The sequence below is a fragment of the Enterococcus sp. AZ089 genome, assembly GCF_050547225.1.
Taxonomy (GTDB): domain Bacteria; phylum Bacillota; class Bacilli; order Lactobacillales; family Enterococcaceae; genus Enterococcus_D; species Enterococcus_D entomosocium.
Map to the genome: position 1 here is coordinate 2,053,467 of NZ_CP172954.1, position 22,375 is coordinate 2,075,841.

The following is a 22,375-nucleotide window of genomic DNA, read 5'->3' on the forward strand; positions in this document are numbered from 1 at the left end:
TCTCACCTATCCAATCATGAAAGTCAATTCTGCTTCCGCCACTTTTTTCCCATCAACATAGGCAATTCCTTTGCCGATGCCGGCTGCAGATTTTACTTTGATTATTTCTACTTCTAAGATCAAGGTATCGCCTGGTGTTACTTTTTTTCTGAATTTTGCTTTGTCTAAACCGCCAAAGTAGGCAGTTTTCCCACGAAAGTCTTCCAATGACAATAATGCCACAGCACCTGCTTGCGCCATTGCTTCCACGATCAATACTCCAGGCATCACTGGTTCATGGGGAAAATGGCCTTGGAAAAACGGCTCATTAATGGTAACGTTTTTCTTCGCAACGACCCGTTTGCCTTCTTCTAACTCCTCTACCCGATCCACTAAAAGCATCGGATAACGATGAGGGATGATTTCTTTGATTTCTTGAATCGTTAATGCGCTCATTGCTTTACCCTTCTTTCACACGGAATAATGGTTGATTGAATTCAACGATTTGTTCGCTTTCAACCAAGACTTCAACCAATTCGCCATCGACGTCGCTGACGATTTCATTCATGACTTTCATCGCTTCAACGATACAAAGAATATCGCCTTTTTTCACGTGATCGCCGATTTGCTTAAAGTTATCTTTGTCAGGACTTGGTTTCAAATAAACGACACCCACTAATGGCGAGACAACTTCTTTGCCCTCTAAGACAGGTTTCGCCGCTTCTACTGTGTCAGGTGTCGCTGAGACAGCAGGCGTTGGTACAACAGGAGTTGGCGCAGCATTCGCTGCAGGAGCAGGCGCAGGTGTAGATTGTGCATTTTGTAGCCCACTTGTCGTATTTTTATTAAAATAAAGTTCAAACGTCTCTTTTTTTAATTGAAGCTCAGTTAACGTCGATTGATCGAATTGGCTGAGCAGCTCTTTTATCTCATGTGTTTCCAATTACGCTTCCTCCCAACGTTTCAGCAAGATCACTGCATTATGACCGCCAAACCCAAGTGAATTACTCATGGCATAGGTCAATTCTGCTGGTTGGCTTTGATTGATAACAACGTTCAAGTCGATCTCAGGATCTTGTTCTGTCACGTTGATGGTTGGTGGAATAAATTGATGTTGTAATGCTAATAGTGAAGCAATGGCTTCGATTCCACCAGCCGCCCCAAGCAAATGACCAGTCATTGACTTTGTACTGCTGACATATGGTTTTTTATAGTCTTCGCCCAATCCGTATTGGATCGATGTCGCTTCTGCACTGTCATTGGCGGGCGTACTTGTACCGTGGGCATTGATGTAACCAACTTCAGCTGGGGTAATCGCCGCTTCTTGCATCGCTAATTTCATTGCTTTTCCAGCACCTGATCCATCAGGGTTTGGCGCAGTCATATGGTAGGCATCACAGTTCGCACCGTACCCTACGACTTCACCTAAAATCGTTGCCCCACGTTTTTGTGCATGCGCCAATGATTCTAAAATGAAGACGCCAGCGCCTTCACCCATGACAAATCCACTACGATTTTTATCAAACGGAACGGAAGCTTTGTCAGGGTCTGATTCAGTGGTTAACGCCGTCAGAGAAGCAAAACCAGCAATACCGATTTCACAGATCGTCGCTTCTGAACCACCAGCGATCATGACATCTGCATAGCCATGCTTGATGTTTCGGAAAGCTTCACCGATTGAATGGGTACCAGAAGCACAGGCGGAAACAGTCGTCGTACAAATGCCTTTCGCACCTACCCGTAACGCAATGTTGCCGGCAACCATATTTACGATCGACATCGGTACGAACATTGGTGATACCCGATTTGCTCCTTTGTCATGCATTCGAATCACTTGGTCTTGAATCGTTGGCAAGCCGCCGATCCCCGAACCAACCATCACGCCAAAACGATCCACATCAATGGTTTCTGTATCTAACTTCGCCATTTCCATCGCTTCTAAGGCCGCATAAATTCCATAAATGGAAAAAAGATCCATCCGCTTCGTATCTTTTTTAACGAAGTACTTTTCTAACGGAAAATCTTTGACTTCAGCGGCAACTGAGATCCCTGTTGCTTCTGCGTCAAATTTTGTAATCGGGCCGATGCCGTTGGTCCCGTTTTGTAAACTTGCTAAAAAAGTTTCTGGGTCATTTCCGATTGGAGAAGTGACGCCGTATCCTGTAACTACTACTCGATTCATCTTTTCTTCCTCCTACCCTTGCATTGCCATCCCGCCGTCTACACTGATCACCTGACCAGTGATGTAGGGGCTTTTTGCTAAAAAGACTGCTGTTTGCGCAACATCCTGTGTGGAACCAAAACGCTGTAATGGAATAGTTGCCAATGATTGTTCTTTGACTTTATCCGACAGCACTTCAGTCATCTCTGTTTCGATAAATCCTGGGGCGATCGCATTGCAGGTGATCCCCCGAGCGGCACCTTCACGAGCGGCAGATTTCGTAAAACCGATCACGCCAGCTTTACTTGCCGCATAGTTGGCTTGCCCGATATTTCCCGTCAAGCCGACCACACTCGTCAAATTGATGATGCGGCCTTCTCGCAACTTCATCATTTTTTTCAACGCGTGCTGCGTCATATTGAAGGTACCAGTCAAATTGATTTTGATCACGGAATCAAAATCTTCCGGTTTCATTCTCAACAATAATTTGTCATTCGTGATCCCGGCATTATTGACCAAAATGTGGATCGGCCCGACTGCCGCTTCTGCTTCCGAAAGCATGGCTGCCGCTTGATCAAAATCAGAAATGTCCCCATTGATCGCTACACATTTCACGCCGTAGCTGGTGATGCGATCGATCAGTGACTGGGGAATTTCTTTTCGTCCATTTAAAACGATATTCGCTCCTTCTTTGGCAAAGGCTTCCGCGATAGTAAAACCGATCCCTCGCGAGCTACCAGTTACAAAGACGTTTTTATTTTGCAGATCCATAAATTCCTCCTAGTTGAATCGGGCTAGTGTATCTGCCAACGTTTGGCTATCTTCTACACGCGCAGTCTGGATTTCTTTGTCTATTTTCTTCATAAAACCGCTCAATACTTTTCCTGGTCCGATCTCGATGACTTGTTGGATGCCAAGTTCCTTCAGTGTCGCAATGCTTTCGTAAAAACGCACTGGTGATTTCACTTGCAACGTCAACAGTTCCTTGATTTGGTCTTGCTGCATCGGCTGCGCGGTCGTATTGCTGATGACAGGTACTTGCAACTCATCAAAGGTAATTTGAGCTAATTCCTGTGCTAATTGCTGCGATGCGGGTTCCAACAAAGCGGTATGGAAAGGACCGCTGACATTTAAAGGAATCACCCGTTTGGTTCCAGCAGCTTGTAACAATTCCACCGCTTTATCCACTGCCGGCGCTTCACCGCCAATGACGATCTGCTGCGGCGTATTGTAATTCGCTGGTGTCACGATCCCGACTTGACTTGCTTCTTTACAGATTTCTTCAATCGTTTCAGCGGGTGTGTTCATCACAGCAACCATTTTCCCAACACCTGCTGGCGCCGCACTTGCCATATACCGACCGCGCTTTTGTACCAATGCGACTGCTGTCTGGAAATCAAGCGCACCACTAGCGACTAAGGCTGTATATTCGCCTAAACTCAAGCCAGCAACAGCATCTGCTTTGATTCCTTGCGCATCCAAAAGACGCCAAAAAGCCGTACTTACCGTTAAGATGGCAGGCTGCGTATATTCCGTCTGGTTTAAACGTTCGTTTTCAGTAAAGCATAGCTCCGCCATATCATATCCTAGAATGGTGCTGGCTTGTTCAAACGTCTCACGAACGATGGCTTCTTGGTGATAGAGCTCTTCTCCCATTTTGGGGTACTGTGCGCCTTGACCGCTAAATAAAAAGGCTGTCTTCATCTTGTACTCCTTCATTACTTTGATCGTTGTCGTTGGAGAACATGGCTTCTTGCAGTTCGTCTATGAATCAGCAAAAACACGTTCTTAAAAAGGAAAGGCTAGGCTGTCTGCCTAGCCTTTGTTTTATGCTTGTTGTTTTTCTACATATTTAACTAGATCTTCAACGGTTGTGATACCATCTTCTGTTTCGATCTTCACATCGAATTCATCTTCGATCTCGTTAATGATTTGGAAAAGATCCAAGCTGTCTGCTTCTAAATCTTCTTGGATGTTTGTGTTCAATTTGATTTCTTCTTTTTCTTTTCCTAATTCTTCTGCTACGATTTCTTGAATTTTTTCGAATACCATGTGTATATTCCTCCAATGTGTTTTTCAATAGTAATTTTGTTTCGTGAACAAGTTATAAGGTGGCTAACATAGTTCCCCATGTTAATCCGCCGCCAAAACCTGAGAACACCACTTTTTGACCACTGCCAAGGGACAGTGTACCTCGTTTGATTTCTTCATCTAGCAATAACGGAATCGAGGCTGCCGAAGTATTGCCATAATCTTGCATATTTTGCAAAAATTTCTCACGGGGCTGCTTCAGCTTGCGAGCAACTTTGTCTAAAATACGTGAATTTGCTTGGTGAAGCAAAAAATAATCGATTGCTTCATCTTGTGTCAGATCATTGATCGAGGCGACCACATCACGCGTCGCAAAATCAAAGATTTCTCGTCCAATCATTTGCATACAAGCACTATACGCCGGAGCGTTTTGTGAAAAAGGATTCTCATTCGTGCGAAAACCAGATGTTAAGGACATGCCTCGCGTCCCATCTGCTTTTAAAGACTCTTTGAGCAAATGCTGCTCTGAAGATGCTTCCAACAATAGACCGCCGGCACCATCTCCGAATAAAACAGCCGTCGAACGGTCGTTCCAATCCAAGACTTTTGAAAGTACTTCTCCACCGATGACCAATCCTTTTTTAGCGCCCGTTCGAATCAGTTTTTCAGCCATAGACAATGCATACACGAAACCAGCACATGCTGCACTGATATCAAAAGCAAAGGCATTGACTGCCCCAATCGCCCCTTGGACTTGGCAAGCAACCGCCGGTGTATTAAAATCCGGTGTGATCGTCGCTACCAAGATAAAATCTAGACTTTCTGCTGAAAGCTGAGCATCTTGTAAGAGCGTTTGAGCGACGCGAATACAAAGGTCTGAAGTGTTTTCGCCGACAGCGACACTTCTTCGTTTGATTCCCGTGCGAGAATGGATCCATTCATCTGAAGTATCCATCAAATTTGATAGATCATCATTTGTTACGATTTTTTCTGGAACATAACTTGCAGTCGCGGTAATTTTTCCAAACATATTCATCCATTATTCTCACTTATAATCTTGTAAAAAGTCATGCAGATTTTTCAGTGCTTTCAACAGTGCCTGTTCCTCTTCAGGAGACATCTGACTCAAGACACCCTTCACCATCTCACGATGAAAATGCTGATGAACACGATAAAGGAGTTTTCCTTTTTTCGTCAAACCTAGTTTGACGACTCGCCGATCATCTTCACTGCGAATCCGTTCTACATATTCTTTTTTCACCAAACGATTGATCGCGATGGTCAAAGTCCCAACAGTGATCGAAAGCTCTTTGGCAACTTCAGTCGTGGTCTTTTTTTTGTACATCCCGATGGCTTCGATGGTATGCATTTCGGTAATTGAAAGGTCTTTGAATTGAGATTTTTTCAATTCAGATTCTTCAATCACTAAGATGTCATTAAAGACGCTGACTAAGTAGTCATTAACTGTTTCTAAATTGGGTTCCATAACCTTCACCATCCGAATACTTTGATAATCAAATCATTTGATAGTCAAACTATATCGGAAGTTATTGAGAAATGCAAGAATTTTTTCGAACTTTTTTTATTTTTAAGCACATTTTTATTTGAGAACTGATTTTCTAAGATTCTAAAAGCTGCGAGTTGACAAAATAATCCGTTTCCGCTATAGAGAAATTTCCTTTGAATGTCAAAGTTTATCATTGCGTTGTCTCCTCTCTATTCCTATTTTTTTCTTGTCAACGGCCAGCAAACGTTGCTCTCTCCGCTCTCATCTGCTACTCTTTGAAGGAAGGAGAGGAAAGATCGATGAATCCGAACAAAGAGTTTCTAAAAAACAAAGCAAATGCACTGCCTGAAAAGCCTGGCGTTTATCTAATGAAAGATCAACACAACGAAGTCTTGTATGTGGGAAAAGCCAAATCATTGAAGCAGCGTGTCGTTTCCTACTTCCGAAAAAACCAGCAGCATGCCAATAAGGTGCTTCGACTTGTTTATAATGTCGTTGATTTTGAAACGATCGAAACAGATACAGAATTGGATGCACTATTACTTGAATGTCGTTTGATCCAAGCTTTTCATCCTATCTACAACCGACAAATGAACCATTCAGCGAACTATTGCTTTGTTGATTTGACGAATCATAGCTTCACGATCACTCAAACACCACAAATTGGCAGTTATGGCCCCTTTCGGCAAACAAAAAAATTGCCTGTGTTGTTTCAATTATTGTCAGAAACGTTTCAATTGCCGACTGTCAACGAACTGACGCTATTAACCTTACGTAAACAACTCCCTCAAATGGAGGCGTATCCCTTGGAAGAGAAGTGGCGAGAGATCGGCTGTTTTTTTGCAGGAAAGAAGACATACTGTTTTTCACTCCTTAAAAAACGCTTGGCATACCTGATTGATCACTTATTGTTTGAACAAGCTAGTGTACTGCAGCGAGAGATCCATTTAGCAGAAAGCTTTTACCAAGAAATCGTGAGGGTCAATCAGTTCATTCAAGAACCGGAAGTGATTTTTTCGATTCCCTTTGACTTAGAGGAGCCAGTATCACAGACGACTCAACTCAAATACTATCAAGTCAGCTTTGGTAAGTTGATCCAAACAAACATTCTTTCTCCCGAAGAAACATTCCAGCCACATCCGCCAGCAAGCGCTGCGCTTCCTTTAGCCCCGGAAGATCTCGATCCATTAGGGATCATCCTTAATCACCTGTATCGCCAAGAAAAAGCAGCAGAAAAATAAAAAACAGCAAGCCCAAGTAGGCTTGCTGTATAGAAATGAGAAAGCGACGACGAACGTCCCACTCATTCTTATTGGATCAAATCATAGATTTCCATGGCTACAATATCAACATTATCAAATTGATAAGATTGACTTGATTCTGCTTCCGTTAATTCAAACGTTTCTGTCGAATTGTCATAAGTAACGGTACATTTTTCGACGCCTTCTTTTTCAAAACGACGTACTTGAACTTCATTGTCTTGCGCTTCGACCATCGCTTCTAAACGTTTGATGATAGCGACTAATTGCGAACTTTTCATTCGTAAGCCTCCTTTTTCTGTCCGTTATATTGTATCAAAACATCCTCTATCTTGCATTGATTTTTCGTATTTTTTTTGTCATTTTAAGATTTTTTTCCATCTTGCCACCAAAGTTTAATCAGCGCCTGCGTTCCGTCATTTTCATAGCCTTTTTCAGCCAACTGATCATACAATTTTTTAGCTAAAGTGGTGCTCGGCAAATCCAATCCCATCTTCTTAGCCTCATCCAAAGCGATCCCCAAATCTTTGATGAAATGTTTGACAAAAAAGCCTGGTGAATAATCCTCTTTTAGGATACGAGGACTGTAATTCGTCATGGACCAATTGGCTGCCCCACCGCCAGAAAGCGTGTCAATCACTCGTGGTAAATCAAGACCGGCTTGGTTCGCATAGACCAGCATTTCTGTCATCCCCGTCATGGTTCCGGCAATCATGATCTGATTGGCCATTTTCGTATGCTGCCCCTTTCCTGCCCCTCCTTGAAGTTGAAACGTCTTTCCTAATACTTCAAAAAGTGGTTTTACTTGTTGGTAAGCTTCTTCATCGCCACCAACCATAATCGTTAGCGTGGCGTTTCTCGCACCAAGATCACCACCAGAAACTGGCGCATCAATACTCGCTGCTCCTTTTTCCTTCGCTGTCTGGTAGATTCGTTCTGCCAAATCAGGTGTACTGGTGGTAAAATCCACCAATGTTTTGCTCGTCACAGCCGTTTGAAAAATCCCTTGAGGTCCATAGTAAACTTCTTCAACGTCGGATGGATAACCAACCATTGTAAAGATGATTTCACTTTCTGATGCAACTTCTGTTGGGGTGTCACACCAAATTGCTCCATTCGCAACGAGTTCATCTGTTTTTGCTTTCGTCCGATTGTAAACATTCACTGTATGTCCTGCAGCTAAGAGATGACCAACCATCGCTTGACCCATGACACCAGTACCGATAAATCCTAATTTCATGCAGATCCCTCCAAAATAAAAAAGTTCATGTCTTTAGTATACGCTAAAAACATGAACTTGCGAAAATTTTCTGTTTAATCGATCGTTCGGCGAAAAGCCTTTAATTTGACTTTGAATTTTTCTAACGTCTGCTCGGTTTCTTTCTCGATGCGTTCGGTTTCATAATAGGCAACCATATCATGGTAAAAAGACAGCATCGACTCACCAAAGCGTAATGCCGAGATCTCGTACATCTTCCTAGAAAGAACTTCGGGATCAGCAGGAATCTTTTGTTCATAATAATCAATAAATGCTTTTGCGAAATCCCGATCACTCTCAAAGGTGACCCCTAACGATGGATCATCGATCAAGGTGTTTAAGTAATCATTGCCTTCAACGACTAACGGTGTCCCAGCAGCCATCGCTTCCGTGTATGTCAGTCCTTGTGTTTCTGAAGTGGAGGCACTGACGAAGTAATCGGCAGCGTGGTAATAGATCGCCACTTTATCATTCGCCACTTCGCCGACAAATTGAACATGGTCAGTTAGCGCCATATCCACCACTTTTTCTTCTAATTTTTCTTTATGCGGACCTTTCCCAACGATCACTAATTGCGCATCAGGAATCTTGGTTAGAATTTCCGGCATTCCATCGATGATCGTTTGGATATTCTTTTCATAAGAAATACGACTGAGGGAAAGCAGCATGGGTTGATCCTCAATGATGCCTAATTTCTCCCGCAATTCTTTTTTCATTTCAGATGTAATGTCCGGTCGACGAAACTTCTCGACTTCGATCCCTGTGGGGATGATCCGCATCGGTGAAACCACACCATACCCCTTCAGCGTATCGATGACTCGTTCACTTGGACAAACAACACCTGTCGAGTGGTTGGCAAATAGCCGCGAAAGATATTTCACGTGAGACGGCCGTAAGACCTTCCCATTGGCGATGTAGTGCAAGTAGTCTTCATACATCGTATGGTAGGTATGGATCACAGGAATTTGCAATTTGCGCCCCACCATTTTCCCTAACATCCCAGAGCCAAACTCGGTATGGGTATGGATCAATTCCAACTCTAACTCTTTGGCGATCAAATAGGCATACAACATGCCGCGCACTACGATTCGCCGATCTTTGAAGGACACAAACGGGACACTTGGCATGCGAATGATATCTTCTTCGTCTAGATCAGCATTGGGATCAGTCGTAGTAAAGATATACACTTTATGGCCTTTTTTCTCAAGCTCTTCTTTCAATGTCTTGATCGATGTCGCCACACCACTTACCTGGGGGAAGTAGGTGTCTGTAAAAAATCCGATTTTCAAAACGGTACCTCCAAACTTTACATTAGTTTCTTTATTCCGTATTCATCACTTTTGTATAAACTTCTTTTAGCTCATATCCGATTTCATCAATACTCTTTTGCTTGGCCGTTTCATAACCCGCTTCACTTAACTGTGGCAACGTGCCATCTACGATTCCTTTGATTTTCTCGATAAACCCTTGATTGGTTTTCTCCATGTATGCATTGTGCCCATTGCTTAGCCACCCTTTATATACTGGAATATCCCGAACAAGCACATTTTGGTGGCTGGCTAACGCCTCAAGGACCACGATCCCTTCTGTTTCTTCATAGGAAGGAAAGAAGAACAGATCAGCCGCTGAATATGCCCCTTCGATGATGTCTCCTTTGATATAGCCGGGAAACAGCACATTTTCTGGATGGTCTTCATTGACAAGGTCGCGGATCTGCTTAGGAATCGTCATCATTGGTGTATGACCAAACCAGATAAACGTATATTCAGGCAATTGTCTAGCTATCTCTACAAAATCAAGAATGCCTTTTCGTTCAAAAAACAAGCCGACCGATATAATGACTTTTTGATCAGGTAAAAGCTGAAAATACTCACGAAAGGCTTTTTCTTTCTCATGATCCGGCTGATATTTGTCAAGATCGATCCCGTTTGAGATCGCTTCGATCGGCACTTGGATACCATACCCTTCCAAAAGTTCTTTCGAATAAGGGGTCGGGGTGATCAATTGATCGGCTCTGGAATAAAGATTGATCAAATATTTTTTATATAATGGCGAAAGCTGATTTGAACCGATAAATGAATTCCGAAAATCCTCTTCTGTAGAATGGGCATGGTAAATCACTTTTTTTCCTTGTCTTTTGGCTTTATTGACCATATGCATACTATTGATTCCATACGTGTTGATGTGAAGAATGTCATAATCCTCATCATTTTTATCAAGAGTAAAAGGAATCCCGACAGATGTCAGCGCTCGTTGCTGATGGGCCAATGCGCGACCGATACCTGATTTAGCTAATAATTTTTCTCCTTCAAAATAAAGAAGTACTTTCAAAGATGATTCCTCCTTGGAAATGCTTATATCTGATATTAGTATACCATAGGCGATCGCAGAGATACTCCTACCATGGTCCTAGATTTTGTTCCCCATTTAACCATGATACGGGAAAAACTCAGGGAATCATAGCTTAATTCCAAGATATGACAAAACTGTTCGTTTTCTGAAAAAAGTAGTAAGTTGTTGCAAGTCAAATCAAACAAAATGTCTTCTTAAAACAAAAAAAGGCAACAAGCAAAAATTGCTTGTTGCCTAGAAATGATTATTTTACATACTGTTCGATTAACTCTACAACTTCTTCCATTGTATCGCAATCTTCTAAAGCACGTTTTGCTAATTCTTGCATGTCAGTGGTTGACAAACGTTTCATTAAGCTACGTGTTTTCAGAACAGATGTTGCACTCATTGAGAACTCATCTAAGCCCATACCTACAAGAAGTGGCACAGCAGTTTGATCGCCGGCCATTTCTCCACACATACCAGCCCATTTGCCTTCAGCATGCGCTGAATCGATCACGTTTTTGATCAAGCGTAAGATGGATGGGTTGTATGGTTGGTACAAGTAAGACACGCGTTCATTCATGCGGTCTGCAGCCATTGTGTATTGGATCAAGTCATTGGTACCAATACTGAAGAAGTCAACTTCCTTCGCAAACTTGTCTGCTAAGACAGCTGCTGCTGGAATTTCGATCATGATTCCGACTTGGATCTCGTTAGAAATCTCAACGCCTTCGTCAATCAATTTTTGACGCTCTTCTTCATACATTTTCTTCGCTGTACGGAACTCTTTCAATGTTGCCACCATTGGGAACATAATACGTAAGTTACCATGAGCAGAAGCACGTAACAACGCACGAAGTTGGGTACGGAACATGTCGTCCCCAAGTTCAGACAAGCTGATACGCAATGCACGATAGCCTAAGAAAGGATTCATTTCATGAGGTAATTTTAAGTAAGGAAGTTCTTTATCGCCACCGATATCCATTGTGCGGACAACCACTGGTTTTCCAGCCATTCCTTCTAGAACTGCTTTATACGCTTTATATTGGTCTTCTTCTGTTGGGAAATCAGGAGAATCCATGTACAAGAATTCAGTCCGGTATAAACCGACTGCTTCTGCACCATTGTTGTGGACACCTTCTAAATCTTTTGGTGTACCAATGTTCGCAGCTAATTCAAAGTGCTTACCATCAGCCGTAACTGTTTCAGCATCTTTTAATTTTTCCCACTCTGCTTTTTGATCTGCGTAGGCTTTCCCAGCTTCAACAAATTCAGCCGCTTGGTCATCTGTCGGGTTGACGATAACGTCACCGATAATGCCGTTAACAGCTAAGATGTCGCCCGCTTTCACTTTTGCAGTGATCTCCATCGTTCCAACGATTGCTGGGATTTCAAGAGAACGTGCCATGATTGCGGAATGAGAAGTACGTCCACCGATATCTGTTACAAAAGCTTTAACAAAGTTGCGGTCTAATTGTGCGGTATCACTTGGTGTCAAGTCATGCGCAACAACGACTACTTCTTCGTTGATCATTGAAGGATTAGGCAAAGTCACATTCAACAAATGCGCCAAGATACGTTTAGCAACATCTTTGATGTCAGCTGCCCGTTCTTGCATGTAAGCATTGTCATCCATTGCTTCAAACATACCAATATACATGTCAGTAACTTCTTTCAATGCAGCTTCTGCATTGACTTTGTTATCTGTCACGTTTTGTTTGATTTGACCGATCATCTCAGGATCTGAAAGAACCATTAAATGAGCATCAAATACTTGTGCTTCTGCTTCACCTAAAGTTTGCGCTGCTTTGTCGCGGATTTGTTGTAATTCCGCTGTTGACTTCGCTAACGCATCATCTAAGCGTGCTTCCTCTGCTGCAGTATCTTCAACTGATACTTTTGAAAAAGATAAATCAGGTTGTACTAACAGGTAGGCTTTCGCAACGGCTACACCATCACTAGCAGCAATTCCTTTTAGCATCTCAACCATTATTCAGACAAACCTTCTTTTTTCATTGTTTCTACGATTGCAGCGATTGCATCTGCTTCGTCAGCACCTTCAGCAGTGATAGTTACATCAGAACCTTGGCCAACACCTAATGACATTACGCCCATGATTGATTTAAGGTTTACTGATTTACCTTTGTACTCTAAGTTGATATCAGAGTTGAATTTGCTTGCTGTTTGAACCAATAATGTAGCTGGACGTGCGTGAATCCCTGTCTCAGCAACTACGTGAAAATCTTTCTTTTCCATATTGATCAATCTCCTTTATGATACGTTTTTTTGTGTGAAGGCAAAATTTCCATGCATGCAATGATACCCGAAAAAAATCGCCCTTTCAACTGTTAAGATTACCATTTTTTTCCTCGATAGACAACCGTTTTCTCTTAAATAAACGATTGAAATAAATGTCCTATTTATTTTCTTGCACATAACGGTAGATGATCTTCCCATTTAACCCCGCTTCTCCGACAAAAGAAGACCGGTCTTCCAACTGGAGCCAGACATCTCTAAACGCCAGAAATTCCGGCTGTTGGACAATCAATTCTTGGATCTCTCCATTGCGTAAACGTACTACTTCTGCAGCAAAATCTCTGTTCTCCAACGTCTATTCTCACCTCTTTCTTTCTATTATATAGGAATTACTTTTTATTTAAAAGACCGCTTCTATAAGTGAAATCGAAGGGAAAATTTTTAAAGGTAAAATTCTTGCAGTCTGACAAAAAGTTAGTATAATAGAATCATGGTCAGTAAAGGTCAATAACACATTACCTTGAAGGTGACCGTTACTTTGCCCACAGCCCCTTTTCTTTTACAAGCAATCAAATGCGCCGTAAAATAGGGTTGTTGGAACAAATATGAAAGGTCGTGAATCTATGCTTTGTCAAAATTGCGGCAAAAATGAAGCTTCAATTCATTTATATGCCAATGTCAATGGTCAAAGAAAACAACTCGATTATTGTCAAAGTTGTTACCAAAAATTAAAAGCACAATCTGGGAATGCTGCAGCTGCAATGGCGCAAGATCCTTTTGGATTTGGCAATCTTGATGATTTATTCCGTCAAATGTCTCGTCAAATGCAGCAAGGAAATACCCCTTATGAACAAACCCCACCGACACAAACTGGCGGTAACGGTTTTGTTGGCGGGCAACCACCACGCAATAACCAAGCACCTGCGGGTCTGCTGGGAGAATATGGCATCAATATCACTCAAATGGCTCGTGATGGTGAAGTCGATCCAGTGGTCGGTCGTGATTCAGAAATCAAACGCGTGATCGAGATCCTTAATCGCCGAACCAAAAATAATCCTGTATTGATTGGTGAACCTGGGGTTGGGAAAACTGCCGTCGTTGAAGGGTTAGCCCAAAAAATCGTTGATGGTGATGTGCCACAAAAATTGATGGAAAAAGAAGTTATTCGTTTGGACGTTGCGTCGCTTGTTCAAGGCACAGGTATTCGTGGCCAATTTGAAGAACGCATCCAAAAATTGATCGAAGAAATCAAGCAAGCGGAAAATGTGATCTTGTTTATCGATGAAGTCCATGAAATCGTTGGCGCTGGTGCAGCCGGCGACGGAAATATGGATGCTGGAAACATCTTAAAACCAGCTCTTGCCCGTGGAGAACTACAAATGGTCGGAGCAACGACGTTAAATGAATACCGCATCATCGAAAAAGACGCCGCTTTAGAACGGCGTTTGCAACCAGTACGTGTGGATGAACCTTCTGTGGAAGAAACCATTCGTATTTTAAAAGGCCTACAACCGCGTTATGAAGATTACCATCATGTGAAATATACGGATGAAGCGATCGCAGCTGCCGCTACCCTTTCTAACCGTTACATTCAAGATCGATTCTTGCCTGATAAAGCGATCGATCTGCTAGATGAAACAGGTTCGAAGAAAAACTTGACGATCCAAATCGTTGATCCAAAAACGATCGAAAAGAAATTACAAGAAGCGGAAGAACAAAAACAAGCTGCCTCTCGAGAAGAAGATTTTGAAAAAGCTGCTTACTATCGCGATCAAATCAACAAGCTTCAAAAAATGAAAGAACGTCAAATCAGCGAAGAAGAAACGCCTGTCATCACCGAAAAAGACATGGAACAAATTGTTGAAGAACGGACAAATATCCCTGTTGGGGAATTAAAAGAAAAAGAACAAACCCAGTTGAGGAATCTTGCGGATGACTTGAAAGCTAAAGTTATTGGTCAAGACGAAGCAATCGACAAAGTTGCAAAAGCGATCCGCAGAAATCGGGTCGGTTTAGGCAAACAAAACCGTCCGATCGGCTCTTTCCTATTCGTCGGTCCAACCGGTGTCGGGAAAACCGAATTAGCAAAACAATTAGCTTATGAAATGTTTGGTTCTGAAGAATCAATGATTCGTTTCGACATGTCAGAATACATGGAGAAACACAGTGTATCCAAATTGATTGGTTCTCCTCCAGGCTATGTTGGCTATGAAGAAGCAGGTCAATTGACTGAAAAAGTTCGTCGGAATCCTTACAGCTTGATTCTATTAGATGAAGTAGAAAAAGCCCATCCTGATGTATTGCATATGTTCTTGCAAATTCTCGATGATGGTCGCTTGACCGATGCTCAAGGACGTACCGTCAGCTTTAAGGACACCTTGATCATCATGACAAGTAATGCCGGAACCGGCAAAGTTGAAGCTAACGTTGGCTTCGGTGCGGCGCGTGAAGGTATCACTCGTTCCGTTTTGAATCAATTGAATAATTACTTTACACCAGAGTTTCTCAACCGCTTTGACGGCATCATCGAATTTAAAGCTTTAAGCAAGGAAAACTTGTTATCGATCGTGTCTCTCATGCTGCATGAAGTCAATCAAACCCTTAACCAACAAAAATTGCATATCGACGTTCCACAAGACGTGCAAGAAAAATTGGTGGATCTTGGTTACAGTGCAACGATGGGGGCTCGCCCATTGCGTAGAACCATCCAAGATCAAATCGAAGACGGCATTGCAGAATTTTATCTTGAGCATCCACAAGTACATCAACTAAAAGCACAATTAGAAGATGCAGATAAAATCATTGTGACCTCCGCTGAGTCCCCTGCACCTCTTGAAGAAGCCAATCCGGCTTCTGAAGAAGAAGCATCGGAAACAAACGAGTAACAAGCTGCCAAAACGTGTAACGAAACGTTTCCTTTGCCAGACAACCATGTTTTGCCAAAAAATTGGGTAATTCCGAGTTGTCTGGCTTTTCTTTTGAAAAAAAACGCCCTATAATGTTATTAATAAATACATAGAATGTGAGGTGAGTCTGGTGAAATTAATCAATGTTACGAACAGCCATTCTCGACTAGTATTGAATCAACTTGAAAATACCGACGCGGAACTTGTAAAGGTTTACACAGCCGGAGATACAACCGTGATCTTTACCTCAGCGCCGAACCACAATGAAATTTTGCTGATCAATAAAAAAAGAACTATTCGCCCGACGGAAGTTGAAGAAATCAAAAATTACTTCTTGAAAAAATTACCTGATGGCTCTTATGATCCTGCAACGATCTCTGTGATCCAAATGCCCGAAGTGGTGGAAATCTCCATCAAAAAAACGCTATCCTCATCACGTTAGCTTTGCCTGATCATGGGTTTAAAAAATATCTATAAAAGGTGACTGTCGCAGCCCTCTTTTATAGATATCTTTTTTTGTCTTCTCTCTTCCTTCTTTTGGTTAGTACTTCGATCAACGATACCTGATGTTCAAGTAAAAAAAGAGAGCCATACGCTCTCTTTTCAAGTATATTTATTAGAAATCATCGACTGGATCATCACATTTAGATTGTGCCAATCCTTGGTACTATGAACATTGCCAAAAAATGTGAATTTCTGCGACTCATTATGGATTAGCACGCCATCAGAAACCAATATATCTGAGTCTCCTAAATTCGAACTAAAGTGAATCACATTTTCATTGTAAATTTTCAACAGTTTGTTTTTAATGACCGGAATATATTCTGGATGGTTCAAAAGAGAAATACCAATGCGAATCGGTTCCTCTTCCTGGATAGGTAAATAAGACGCTGTGATCTGAGCGATTTTCCTTAAGAAGAGGGCTTCTTTTTCTATTACAAACGAATGGCGCTGCAAGGCAGCTGCAATCAGCTCTTCCACCTCTAATACTCGTTCGTTCGTAGAGGACAAATCTTCAGTAGACACAAAACTATCCAAAAAGAGATGAAGACAGCCCCATGTATTCATCACTAATTCATAGGTAATGAATTCTTCGATCTCTTTAGAAAGATTATACTTTTGCGACAAGACAGCTACAACATCGGCAGAAAATTCGACCAGCGGATTTCCTAAAAGATTTCTCAGCTTTTGGCCCAAAAGTAGTTTTTCTTGATCCGAGATCGTTTCAGGTATGAAAAGAAAAACCCAGAAATGATAAAAAATCTGTTCTTTCTCAATATCTTGCTGACTTCTGATCGGCAGCAGCTTGATCACTTGCTTTTCCCCATCTAGTTGCTTGATTTGCTCATAAATAGTGATGGAAGCATCGTCTAACTCGTTGACAATATAGCCTCTCAACACCGCATTTTCAATGATTGAAAACATAATGTCGTGCTTCACTTTCGTGGTTTTTAACGGCTCATATTCTTTAGCTGCTAATTCAACGCTGGCACGGGTTCGCTGATTGATGTATACATTACAAGCCATGATCTCAACTAAATAATGGTACATCCTCACACACGGCTCTGCCCCTGTCAAATCAATGGAATCTGTATTGTTATTGATAGTAATCGGAACATTTTGGATAACCAGCATTTTCTTAAGATAGCTGATCAATTTATAACAATAAGAAATACTAAAAATCAATTCTTCCGAGATGTCCACCATACGGGTCTTTCTTTTTCTTAACAAATAGGATAATAGACGATAATAAGGAGATTCTAAGAAATATTTTTTCTTTAGATTCACAAAAATATGCAGGCTTTGTTCTTCATTTAATTCTCGTGACAAATAAACAGTTCTCTTTTTCAGCAAAAAAATTGACTCGTCAAAAGTCGTAAACTCTCTCATATCTTCGGCGATTTCATTGATCAATATTTTCACCTGATACAAAGATTTGTTTGTCGTTTCACATATTTTATCGAGAGACAGCTGCTTCTCCAAAATGATATTTCTAACAACAGTTAATTTATCTACCTGTTTTTTGGTTAAATAAAACCTATACAATTTTTCTATATACTCCAAAATTTTTTACCCGCCTTATTTAAAAAGTATCCCAGTATCCAATTATAGTAAAATAAACTTAAATTCAAGCCTCTTTTTTCATTAAACGGACAATTTTAATAAAAACTTCAGAAAAATCCCCTCTTCTTTAAAACAGTACGGGTGAGAAAAACTTGTGAAACGATTCTTATTTTTTGTAACATAAAAGTGTTGGAAACCATGAAAAAGAACCTGTGAATTAGCTGTTTCCATAAACTTAGAAAAAATTCGTATTCTTTCATTGATTGGTAAGTGACTTGGAGAGTAAAATCATTTTCTAGCTGGACAAACTTCTTTGAGGAATCAAGTTCATTTCAAAGAGCTTGTAATAAAATATCTTCTCTTTTTAGCCAGCAATCTTTGTATTCATAAATGTTGATGATCGACAATTCATCACTCATTTGATTGATTGACCGCATGATTTCTTCATCATCCGAATCAACATTGCCAATGACATGCAAATCATAATGAACACCAGATTTATCCACGCACTCAACGATATAGCTGATCACATCTCCCCAAAAATGTTCCAATCGATGACTGCCGCCTGCTTTTTCTAACCTTGAACGTTCAGCGATACACAAAACGTTTTTCGAAGAGTATTGCAAGATGTTGATTTCCCCTAGTGATTGTGCTAAGTAGTCAAGAACCGATTGGCGATCATCTTCTTGATCCACAATTAAATTTCTCTCTAAAATCGTATTCGTCTTGTTGCTGAAAAAGCGCACAGTCAACATGGTAGCATTCTTTTTTCGACTGAAATTTATTCTGGTTTGCAGCATTTTGATTCACTCCTTAAAAGAACTTTGATCCTCTGCTATTAAGGATATAGTAAGAACCAGCCGATTTTTATCGTCTTTTTTTCAAAAAAACTACAAATAAAATAATCATTGTTCCTCATTTTTCTTTCTACTGACTAAAAGACCTGTTAATTAGAAACGAGTAGCAACTTCATAAAAATAAAAGAGACAAAAAAACTCTAAGGTTTCTTCAAAGAGTCTTATTGTATATTCTCCTAATATTATGAATCCTACTAAAATCTAGTATTAATGAGATAGTAATTCTAAACAGCTAATTTTTTTGAGATATTTTTAAAATGAAACAAGTACGGATTTATAATTTTAAGCTTGAAGCAACCTTTAATATCTCTGTCCCGTTAAGGTAGAAGATTTATAGGTACAGATTACAAATTGAATAAAAACATTAATTGATAATTTTCAAATCTATGACTTTGATTGCCCATTCAATAGAAATGCATAAATAGAACAATACGTTCAATCCCCACCTATGCAATAGTTCATACTCGTAAAACTACTTCTATAAATAGTATCTTAAAAATGATAGAAGATTGTATTCTACTGAATTGCAGATGTTCACGAAAGAAATAACAGATATGAATCTTCAGAACTGATTCCCCTGATAGCGACTGATTCAGAGCAAATTCTCAGAGACTACGAATAACAATATAATTACTTTGCTAGGTCGAATCGTAGTTGGAACGACAATTCTTTCAACTCTGAGAAGATCTTGACTTAAAATATTAGCCAAATTGTAACATTGCAACAAAATTATTTTCATATAAATCATTACCGCACGGACAATTGCTACACAGAAAAATATGTGGACTTGATAATCAACATCACTTGACTACTAGAAAATTTGATTAAATTATTTTATAAAAAATCAGATTAATAAAATACTTTCTACTTTTTCATTAAAAATAGCGCAAAAACGGATAATAACTTAATACATCATCATTGTATACTTTATTTAAGCAGTAAATCATCTGCAAAAATTAAAGTGAGGTTTTATTATGAAAAAAGTTATTTTGGGTACTACATTGGCAACATCTTTACTACTAGTAGGAGGAATCACTGCGTCAGCAGATGTTGCTATGCCAGAGGTTCCCTCTGTTCCATTTGCTGTTACTATAACAGAAGGAACATCTAGTTTTGCATTTAATGATATGAATTTAAACGAAACGTTCGAAATAAGTCCAGCATTATTTGTCAACGGAACAATGACAGGAACTATTGAAAACGTTGGCGGAACATTAACAAACTTAACTCGTTCAGTTAATAAAGTTACAATTACAGTTTCTTCTGATTCTGAAGGAATCGTTATCACCGAAAATGGTGATGTTGCCGTTGAAGCAGAAGCTATTTCCCAATCAGTAGCTACCAGCGTAGATACAACTTTCACATTCAATCGTCAAACTGCTTTGCTAGATGGCACACCCACTATCACAGTTACTGCATCAGATACTACTGACTTAGACAATGGCCAAGACCTTTAATTCTTAAAAAGGATAACATATGGATAAAATATCAAAACACAGAGACTCCTTTCTAAGAGTTTCTGTGTTCTTCCTCATATTGACAATAATCGCAAATATAAATATAAGTATTGCAGCAGCGAATGAGACAACGAATACTTTAAAACTATCGCTTAGCGATACCGAATATGAGACATCAAGAAATACTATTACTCTTCCTTCTGATGTTGATAAAAAGTATACATTTGAAATTAAATTGGAAAACATCGGAGCTGGTGATTCATCAATAGTGGTCACTCCCTTTGCTTCAACTGCTATTTCAAGAGAATCCTCTATTTTGTACACTTCGAATACAGAGAACCTTCTCGATGATAAATACGACTTTTCAAATTATGTTACTATCGCTTCAGAAGCTATAGACGAAGAGAATCAAATAGAAATTGCTCCTAATGAATCTGTTGGTGTCAGCATTACCATAAATGTTCCAGACGACATAGAGCTTGAAGGTACTGTAATGGGTGGAATTAATTTTAAGCAAATATTAGGTGTTCAAACAGCTGAAAATTCTATTAGTATTGCGTCTGCCTACGAGTCTATCATTTTTATCAACTTAATTTTTAGCAAATATGAGGATATTCAAGATATTATTTATCAAGATTTCTCATTTGTTGCTCTTCAGGACACGATAAACCTACAATTTTATGCCCTCAACTATAATCCTATTTTAGGCAACCTAAACAATGCGCTCTACGAACTAATAAACCCAAATGGAGAAACAATTGCCTCTGGAGAGTTAGCAGATTCCGTTCTTTTAACGCCGTTAACCAAATCAAGAATGCAGATTCCTTTAATAGACGATAGTGAGCTTATTGAAGGCGAATACCGTTTAACAATAGAAACAACTAGAAAAGCGATCACCACTACTTTTTCTTATGAGAAAGAGGACTTGGATAACTTCAAAAAAGAGAACCGTCCAACGAACGCTGCCAACGTTCAGACAAATAATCAAATCCTTATCTGGATCATCTTTGTTCTCATTGCAGCGCTAGCAACTGCAGTCATCTACATTTTAAAATCAAAAAGAAAAAGAGAGGGCTAGTTCCTCTCTTTTGTTCTGCTTCTACTTATTCCATTGGTCATCAATTATTGAGAGATTCCTTTTTAAAGAAATGTTGCGTATCTTCTCTCCATGGTTTCCTCTTTAGGAAGAAATAGAAGAAGTGAGACAAGAAAAACTGCTCATATCAAATAAGCGGTTTTTCCTAATATAAATCTAAACATATTTTTTTCAATGATCATTTCTTTTGAAAAAAATGTTGCTGTCTCACATTGGCTTTTCTTCCCTAAAAAAAACTCAGTACCAGCCTCATCCTCAACATCACTGATTGAATCTTCTAGTTTGGTAGAATCCTTATCAAGCGAGTCTTCTTCCAAGTTTGCTTGCTCGTCGTAAATAGATTCTGCTTCTTCCTTTTGGCTCTCAGAATCATCTTCGATGCCATTGTCTTCTTGCTTTTCATCGTCTTGGTCTTCAGTCATTAAATTCTCATCCGATATCTCTTCTTTTTCCTCATCCGTCTGATTCATTTTTATATCTTTCGTAAAGGTCTCTGAATCATCAATTGCTGTAAAAGTGACTGATAGGTAGTACTCAGAGTTGGAATCAAGATATTCCTTTATGTTCAATGTTGCAGCTACGTTAAGAATCATTGATGCTTCATCAGTATCCTCAATCTGAATGATTTTCTCTTCCGAACCGTTCACGCTGTTTAGTTCTGCTGAAAATGCCTTCCCGACAGCTGTGATCTCTACGCCAAAAGCACCTTCACTGCCGTTGCTATCGACGGTCAGCTGAAGATCTTGTGTGGTTTTCAACAAATAATAGTGTTCGTCCTTAAAGTCAATCGTGTTCAAATCAAAAATCAACGTTTCGGAAACCTCATCAGCCGCAGCCTCTACTGTTGGAAAGAAAAATATCGCCGAAAATATAAATAACAAACTTTTTAGCACTACATGGTCCCCTTTCTTCTTTCAAAAATCACTTTTATTTAACAAATAATCATTCGCTTTAGCAAAATCGATCTATAGATAACTAGTAGACTAGCAATGAGACTAATTCATTTTGGAGTTATGAAACCATGGTTCACCAACTGAAAACTTAAGCCATCTGTTAGAAGTGCTTCAAATGAAGTTTTAAGGGCTATAACCGAATCATGCTCAGATAAAGAAAGTTTAGTCTTCACTAGTAGCATCTGACAAAAAGAACTTGTCCCTCGATCAAATGATTAAATGACCTCTATCACTGGCAATCTATTCTCTGCTTTCCC

At 40.1% G+C, this 22,375-nt stretch carries 23 protein-coding genes; 5 read left to right on the forward strand and 18 right to left on the reverse strand.

Annotation, left to right across the window (positions count from 1 at the left end):
• Positions 1-6 precede the first annotated feature (6 nt).
• From fabZ to fabT, 8 genes are all read right to left on the reverse strand, one after another.
• A complete protein-coding gene (gene fabZ / locus IGJ01_RS09580) occupies positions 7-435 on the reverse strand; it encodes a 3-hydroxyacyl-ACP dehydratase FabZ (RefSeq protein WP_005225895.1) in 429 nt (142 codons plus the stop codon).
• Positions 436-439: 4 nt separating this feature from the next.
• On the reverse strand, positions 440-922 hold the full coding sequence (accB, locus tag IGJ01_RS09585; RefSeq protein ID WP_016612188.1) for an acetyl-CoA carboxylase biotin carboxyl carrier protein: 483 nt from the start codon (positions 920-922) through the stop codon (positions 440-442).
• Positions 923-2,161: a beta-ketoacyl-ACP synthase II gene (gene fabF, locus IGJ01_RS09590; RefSeq protein WP_016610185.1), complete on the reverse strand. Its 1,239-nt coding sequence runs from the start codon at positions 2,159-2,161 to the stop codon at positions 923-925. It lies immediately after the preceding gene.
• 12 nt (positions 2,162-2,173) lie between these two features.
• Entirely contained in the window at positions 2,174-2,911 is a 738-nt protein-coding gene (gene fabG, locus IGJ01_RS09595; RefSeq protein ID WP_016620362.1) for a 3-oxoacyl-[acyl-carrier-protein] reductase, read from the reverse strand.
• A gap of 9 nt (positions 2,912-2,920) precedes the next feature.
• Positions 2,921-3,844, reverse strand: a complete 924-nt coding sequence (gene fabD / locus IGJ01_RS09600; RefSeq protein WP_144330612.1) for an ACP S-malonyltransferase — start codon at positions 3,842-3,844, stop codon at positions 2,921-2,923.
• Between the two features lie 123 nt (positions 3,845-3,967).
• Complete coding sequence (locus tag IGJ01_RS09605; RefSeq protein ID WP_005225890.1) at positions 3,968-4,192, reverse strand: acyl carrier protein; 225 nt, start codon at positions 4,190-4,192, stop codon at positions 3,968-3,970.
• Between the two features lie 52 nt (positions 4,193-4,244).
• Positions 4,245-5,207 carry a beta-ketoacyl-ACP synthase III gene (locus IGJ01_RS09610; RefSeq protein WP_430601003.1) on the reverse strand — a complete coding sequence of 321 codons (963 nt, stop codon included), beginning with the start codon at positions 5,205-5,207 and terminating at the stop codon, positions 4,245-4,247.
• A gap of 9 nt (positions 5,208-5,216) precedes the next feature.
• A complete protein-coding gene (gene fabT / locus IGJ01_RS09615) occupies positions 5,217-5,657 on the reverse strand; it encodes a fatty acid biosynthesis transcriptional regulator FabT (protein WP_008378199.1) in 441 nt (146 codons plus the stop codon).
• A gap of 320 nt (positions 5,658-5,977) precedes the next feature.
• On the opposite strand from fabT, the gene IGJ01_RS09620 reads away from it, so the two are divergent.
• Complete coding sequence (locus tag IGJ01_RS09620) at positions 5,978-6,919, forward strand: GIY-YIG nuclease family protein (protein ID WP_430601004.1); 942 nt, start codon at positions 5,978-5,980, stop codon at positions 6,917-6,919.
• Positions 6,920-6,987: 68 nt separating this feature from the next.
• On the opposite strand, the gene IGJ01_RS09625 is transcribed toward IGJ01_RS09620, so the two are convergent.
• The 7 genes from IGJ01_RS09625 to IGJ01_RS09655 form a co-directional block, all read right to left on the reverse strand.
• On the reverse strand, positions 6,988-7,218 hold the full coding sequence (locus IGJ01_RS09625) for a YkuJ family protein (protein ID WP_005225886.1): 231 nt from the start codon (positions 7,216-7,218) through the stop codon (positions 6,988-6,990).
• An 83-nt stretch (positions 7,219-7,301) separates the two neighbouring features.
• Positions 7,302-8,177, reverse strand: a complete 876-nt coding sequence (locus IGJ01_RS09630; protein ID WP_430601005.1) for an NAD(P)-dependent oxidoreductase — start codon at positions 8,175-8,177, stop codon at positions 7,302-7,304.
• A gap of 74 nt (positions 8,178-8,251) precedes the next feature.
• A complete protein-coding gene (locus IGJ01_RS09635) occupies positions 8,252-9,484 on the reverse strand; it encodes a glycosyltransferase family 4 protein (RefSeq protein WP_430601006.1) in 1,233 nt (410 codons plus the stop codon).
• Positions 9,485-9,515: 31 nt separating this feature from the next.
• Positions 9,516-10,526 (reverse strand): glycosyltransferase, encoded by a 1,011-nt coding sequence (locus IGJ01_RS09640; RefSeq protein ID WP_005235568.1) that lies wholly within the window; start codon positions 10,524-10,526, stop codon positions 9,516-9,518.
• A gap of 265 nt (positions 10,527-10,791) precedes the next feature.
• Positions 10,792-12,519: a phosphoenolpyruvate--protein phosphotransferase gene (gene ptsP, locus IGJ01_RS09645; RefSeq protein WP_008378209.1), complete on the reverse strand. Its 1,728-nt coding sequence runs from the start codon at positions 12,517-12,519 to the stop codon at positions 10,792-10,794.
• Positions 12,519-12,785 (reverse strand): phosphocarrier protein HPr, encoded by a 267-nt coding sequence (locus IGJ01_RS09650; RefSeq protein ID WP_003126335.1) that lies wholly within the window; start codon positions 12,783-12,785, stop codon positions 12,519-12,521. The genes ptsP and IGJ01_RS09650 overlap by 1 nt, the downstream gene beginning before the upstream one ends.
• A gap of 160 nt (positions 12,786-12,945) precedes the next feature.
• Positions 12,946-13,137: a hypothetical protein gene (locus tag IGJ01_RS09655; RefSeq protein ID WP_005235564.1), complete on the reverse strand. Its 192-nt coding sequence runs from the start codon at positions 13,135-13,137 to the stop codon at positions 12,946-12,948.
• 271 nt (positions 13,138-13,408) lie between these two features.
• Here IGJ01_RS09655 and IGJ01_RS09660 point away from each other — a divergent pair, with 271 nt between their 5' ends.
• A complete protein-coding gene (locus IGJ01_RS09660) occupies positions 13,409-15,670 on the forward strand; it encodes an AAA family ATPase (RefSeq protein ID WP_430601626.1) in 2,262 nt (753 codons plus the stop codon).
• Positions 15,671-15,821: 151 nt separating this feature from the next.
• The gene (locus IGJ01_RS09665; protein WP_008378223.1) at positions 15,822-16,133 is read left to right on the forward strand and encodes a DUF1827 family protein; all 312 of its coding nucleotides are present in this window, start codon (positions 15,822-15,824) and stop codon (positions 16,131-16,133) included.
• A gap of 161 nt (positions 16,134-16,294) precedes the next feature.
• Here IGJ01_RS09665 and IGJ01_RS09670 read toward each other — a convergent pair whose 3' ends face one another.
• A complete protein-coding gene (locus tag IGJ01_RS09670) occupies positions 16,295-17,521 on the reverse strand; it encodes a helix-turn-helix domain-containing protein (protein WP_429961299.1) in 1,227 nt (408 codons plus the stop codon).
• Between the two features lie 566 nt (positions 17,522-18,087).
• Positions 18,088-18,555, reverse strand: coding sequence for a hypothetical protein (locus IGJ01_RS09675; RefSeq protein WP_430601007.1), 468 nt, complete (start codon positions 18,553-18,555; stop codon positions 18,088-18,090).
• Positions 18,556-19,586: 1,031 nt separating this feature from the next.
• Between IGJ01_RS09675 and IGJ01_RS09680 the strand changes: the two genes are divergently transcribed.
• Positions 19,587-20,069 (forward strand): hypothetical protein, encoded by a 483-nt coding sequence (locus tag IGJ01_RS09680; protein WP_005235554.1) that lies wholly within the window; start codon positions 19,587-19,589, stop codon positions 20,067-20,069.
• A 19-nt stretch (positions 20,070-20,088) separates the two neighbouring features.
• On the forward strand, positions 20,089-21,147 hold the full coding sequence (locus IGJ01_RS09685) for a WxL protein peptidoglycan domain-containing protein (protein WP_430601008.1): 1,059 nt from the start codon (positions 20,089-20,091) through the stop codon (positions 21,145-21,147).
• Positions 21,148-21,287: 140 nt separating this feature from the next.
• Here IGJ01_RS09685 and IGJ01_RS09690 read toward each other — a convergent pair whose 3' ends face one another.
• Complete coding sequence (locus IGJ01_RS09690) at positions 21,288-22,058, reverse strand: hypothetical protein (protein WP_061054249.1); 771 nt, start codon at positions 22,056-22,058, stop codon at positions 21,288-21,290.
• Between the last annotated feature and the right edge of the window lie 317 nt (positions 22,059-22,375).

What these genes read in the sequence shown, in the direction of transcription:
- fabZ (WP_005225895.1), bottom strand. Translation starts at nt 435, where the DNA reads ATGAGCGCATTAACGATTCAAGAAATCAAAGAAATCATCCCTCATCGT.
- fabF (WP_016610185.1), bottom strand. Translation starts at nt 2,161, where the DNA reads ATGAATCGAGTAGTAGTTACAGGATACGGCGTCACTTCTCCAATCGGA.
- fabG (WP_016620362.1), bottom strand. Translation starts at nt 2,911, where the DNA reads ATGGATCTGCAAAATAAAAACGTCTTTGTAACTGGTAGCTCGCGAGGG.
- fabD (WP_144330612.1), bottom strand. Translation starts at nt 3,844, where the DNA reads ATGAAGACAGCCTTTTTATTTAGCGGTCAAGGCGCACAGTACCCCAAA.
- IGJ01_RS09605 (WP_005225890.1), bottom strand. Translation starts at nt 4,192, where the DNA reads ATGGTATTCGAAAAAATTCAAGAAATCGTAGCAGAAGAATTAGGAAAA.
- IGJ01_RS09610 (WP_430601003.1), bottom strand. Translation starts at nt 5,207, where the DNA reads ATGAATATGTTTGGAAAAATTACCGCGACTGCAAGTTATGTTCCAGAA.
- fabT (WP_008378199.1), bottom strand. Translation starts at nt 5,657, where the DNA reads ATGGAACCCAATTTAGAAACAGTTAATGACTACTTAGTCAGCGTCTTT.
- IGJ01_RS09620 (WP_430601004.1), top strand. Translation starts at nt 5,978, where the DNA reads ATGAATCCGAACAAAGAGTTTCTAAAAAACAAAGCAAATGCACTGCCT.
- IGJ01_RS09625 (WP_005225886.1), bottom strand. Translation starts at nt 7,218, where the DNA reads ATGAAAAGTTCGCAATTAGTCGCTATCATCAAACGTTTAGAAGCGATG.
- IGJ01_RS09630 (WP_430601005.1), bottom strand. Translation starts at nt 8,177, where the DNA reads ATGAAATTAGGATTTATCGGTACTGGTGTCATGGGTCAAGCGATGGTT.
- ptsP (WP_008378209.1), bottom strand. Translation starts at nt 12,519, where the DNA reads ATGGTTGAGATGCTAAAAGGAATTGCTGCTAGTGATGGTGTAGCCGTT.
- IGJ01_RS09650 (WP_003126335.1), bottom strand. Translation starts at nt 12,785, where the DNA reads ATGGAAAAGAAAGATTTTCACGTAGTTGCTGAGACAGGGATTCACGCA.
- IGJ01_RS09660 (WP_430601626.1), top strand. Translation starts at nt 13,409, where the DNA reads ATGCTTTGTCAAAATTGCGGCAAAAATGAAGCTTCAATTCATTTATAT.
- IGJ01_RS09675 (WP_430601007.1), bottom strand. Translation starts at nt 18,555, where the DNA reads ATGCTGCAAACCAGAATAAATTTCAGTCGAAAAAAGAATGCTACCATG.
- IGJ01_RS09680 (WP_005235554.1), top strand. Translation starts at nt 19,587, where the DNA reads ATGAAAAAAGTTATTTTGGGTACTACATTGGCAACATCTTTACTACTA.
- IGJ01_RS09685 (WP_430601008.1), top strand. Translation starts at nt 20,089, where the DNA reads ATGGATAAAATATCAAAACACAGAGACTCCTTTCTAAGAGTTTCTGTG.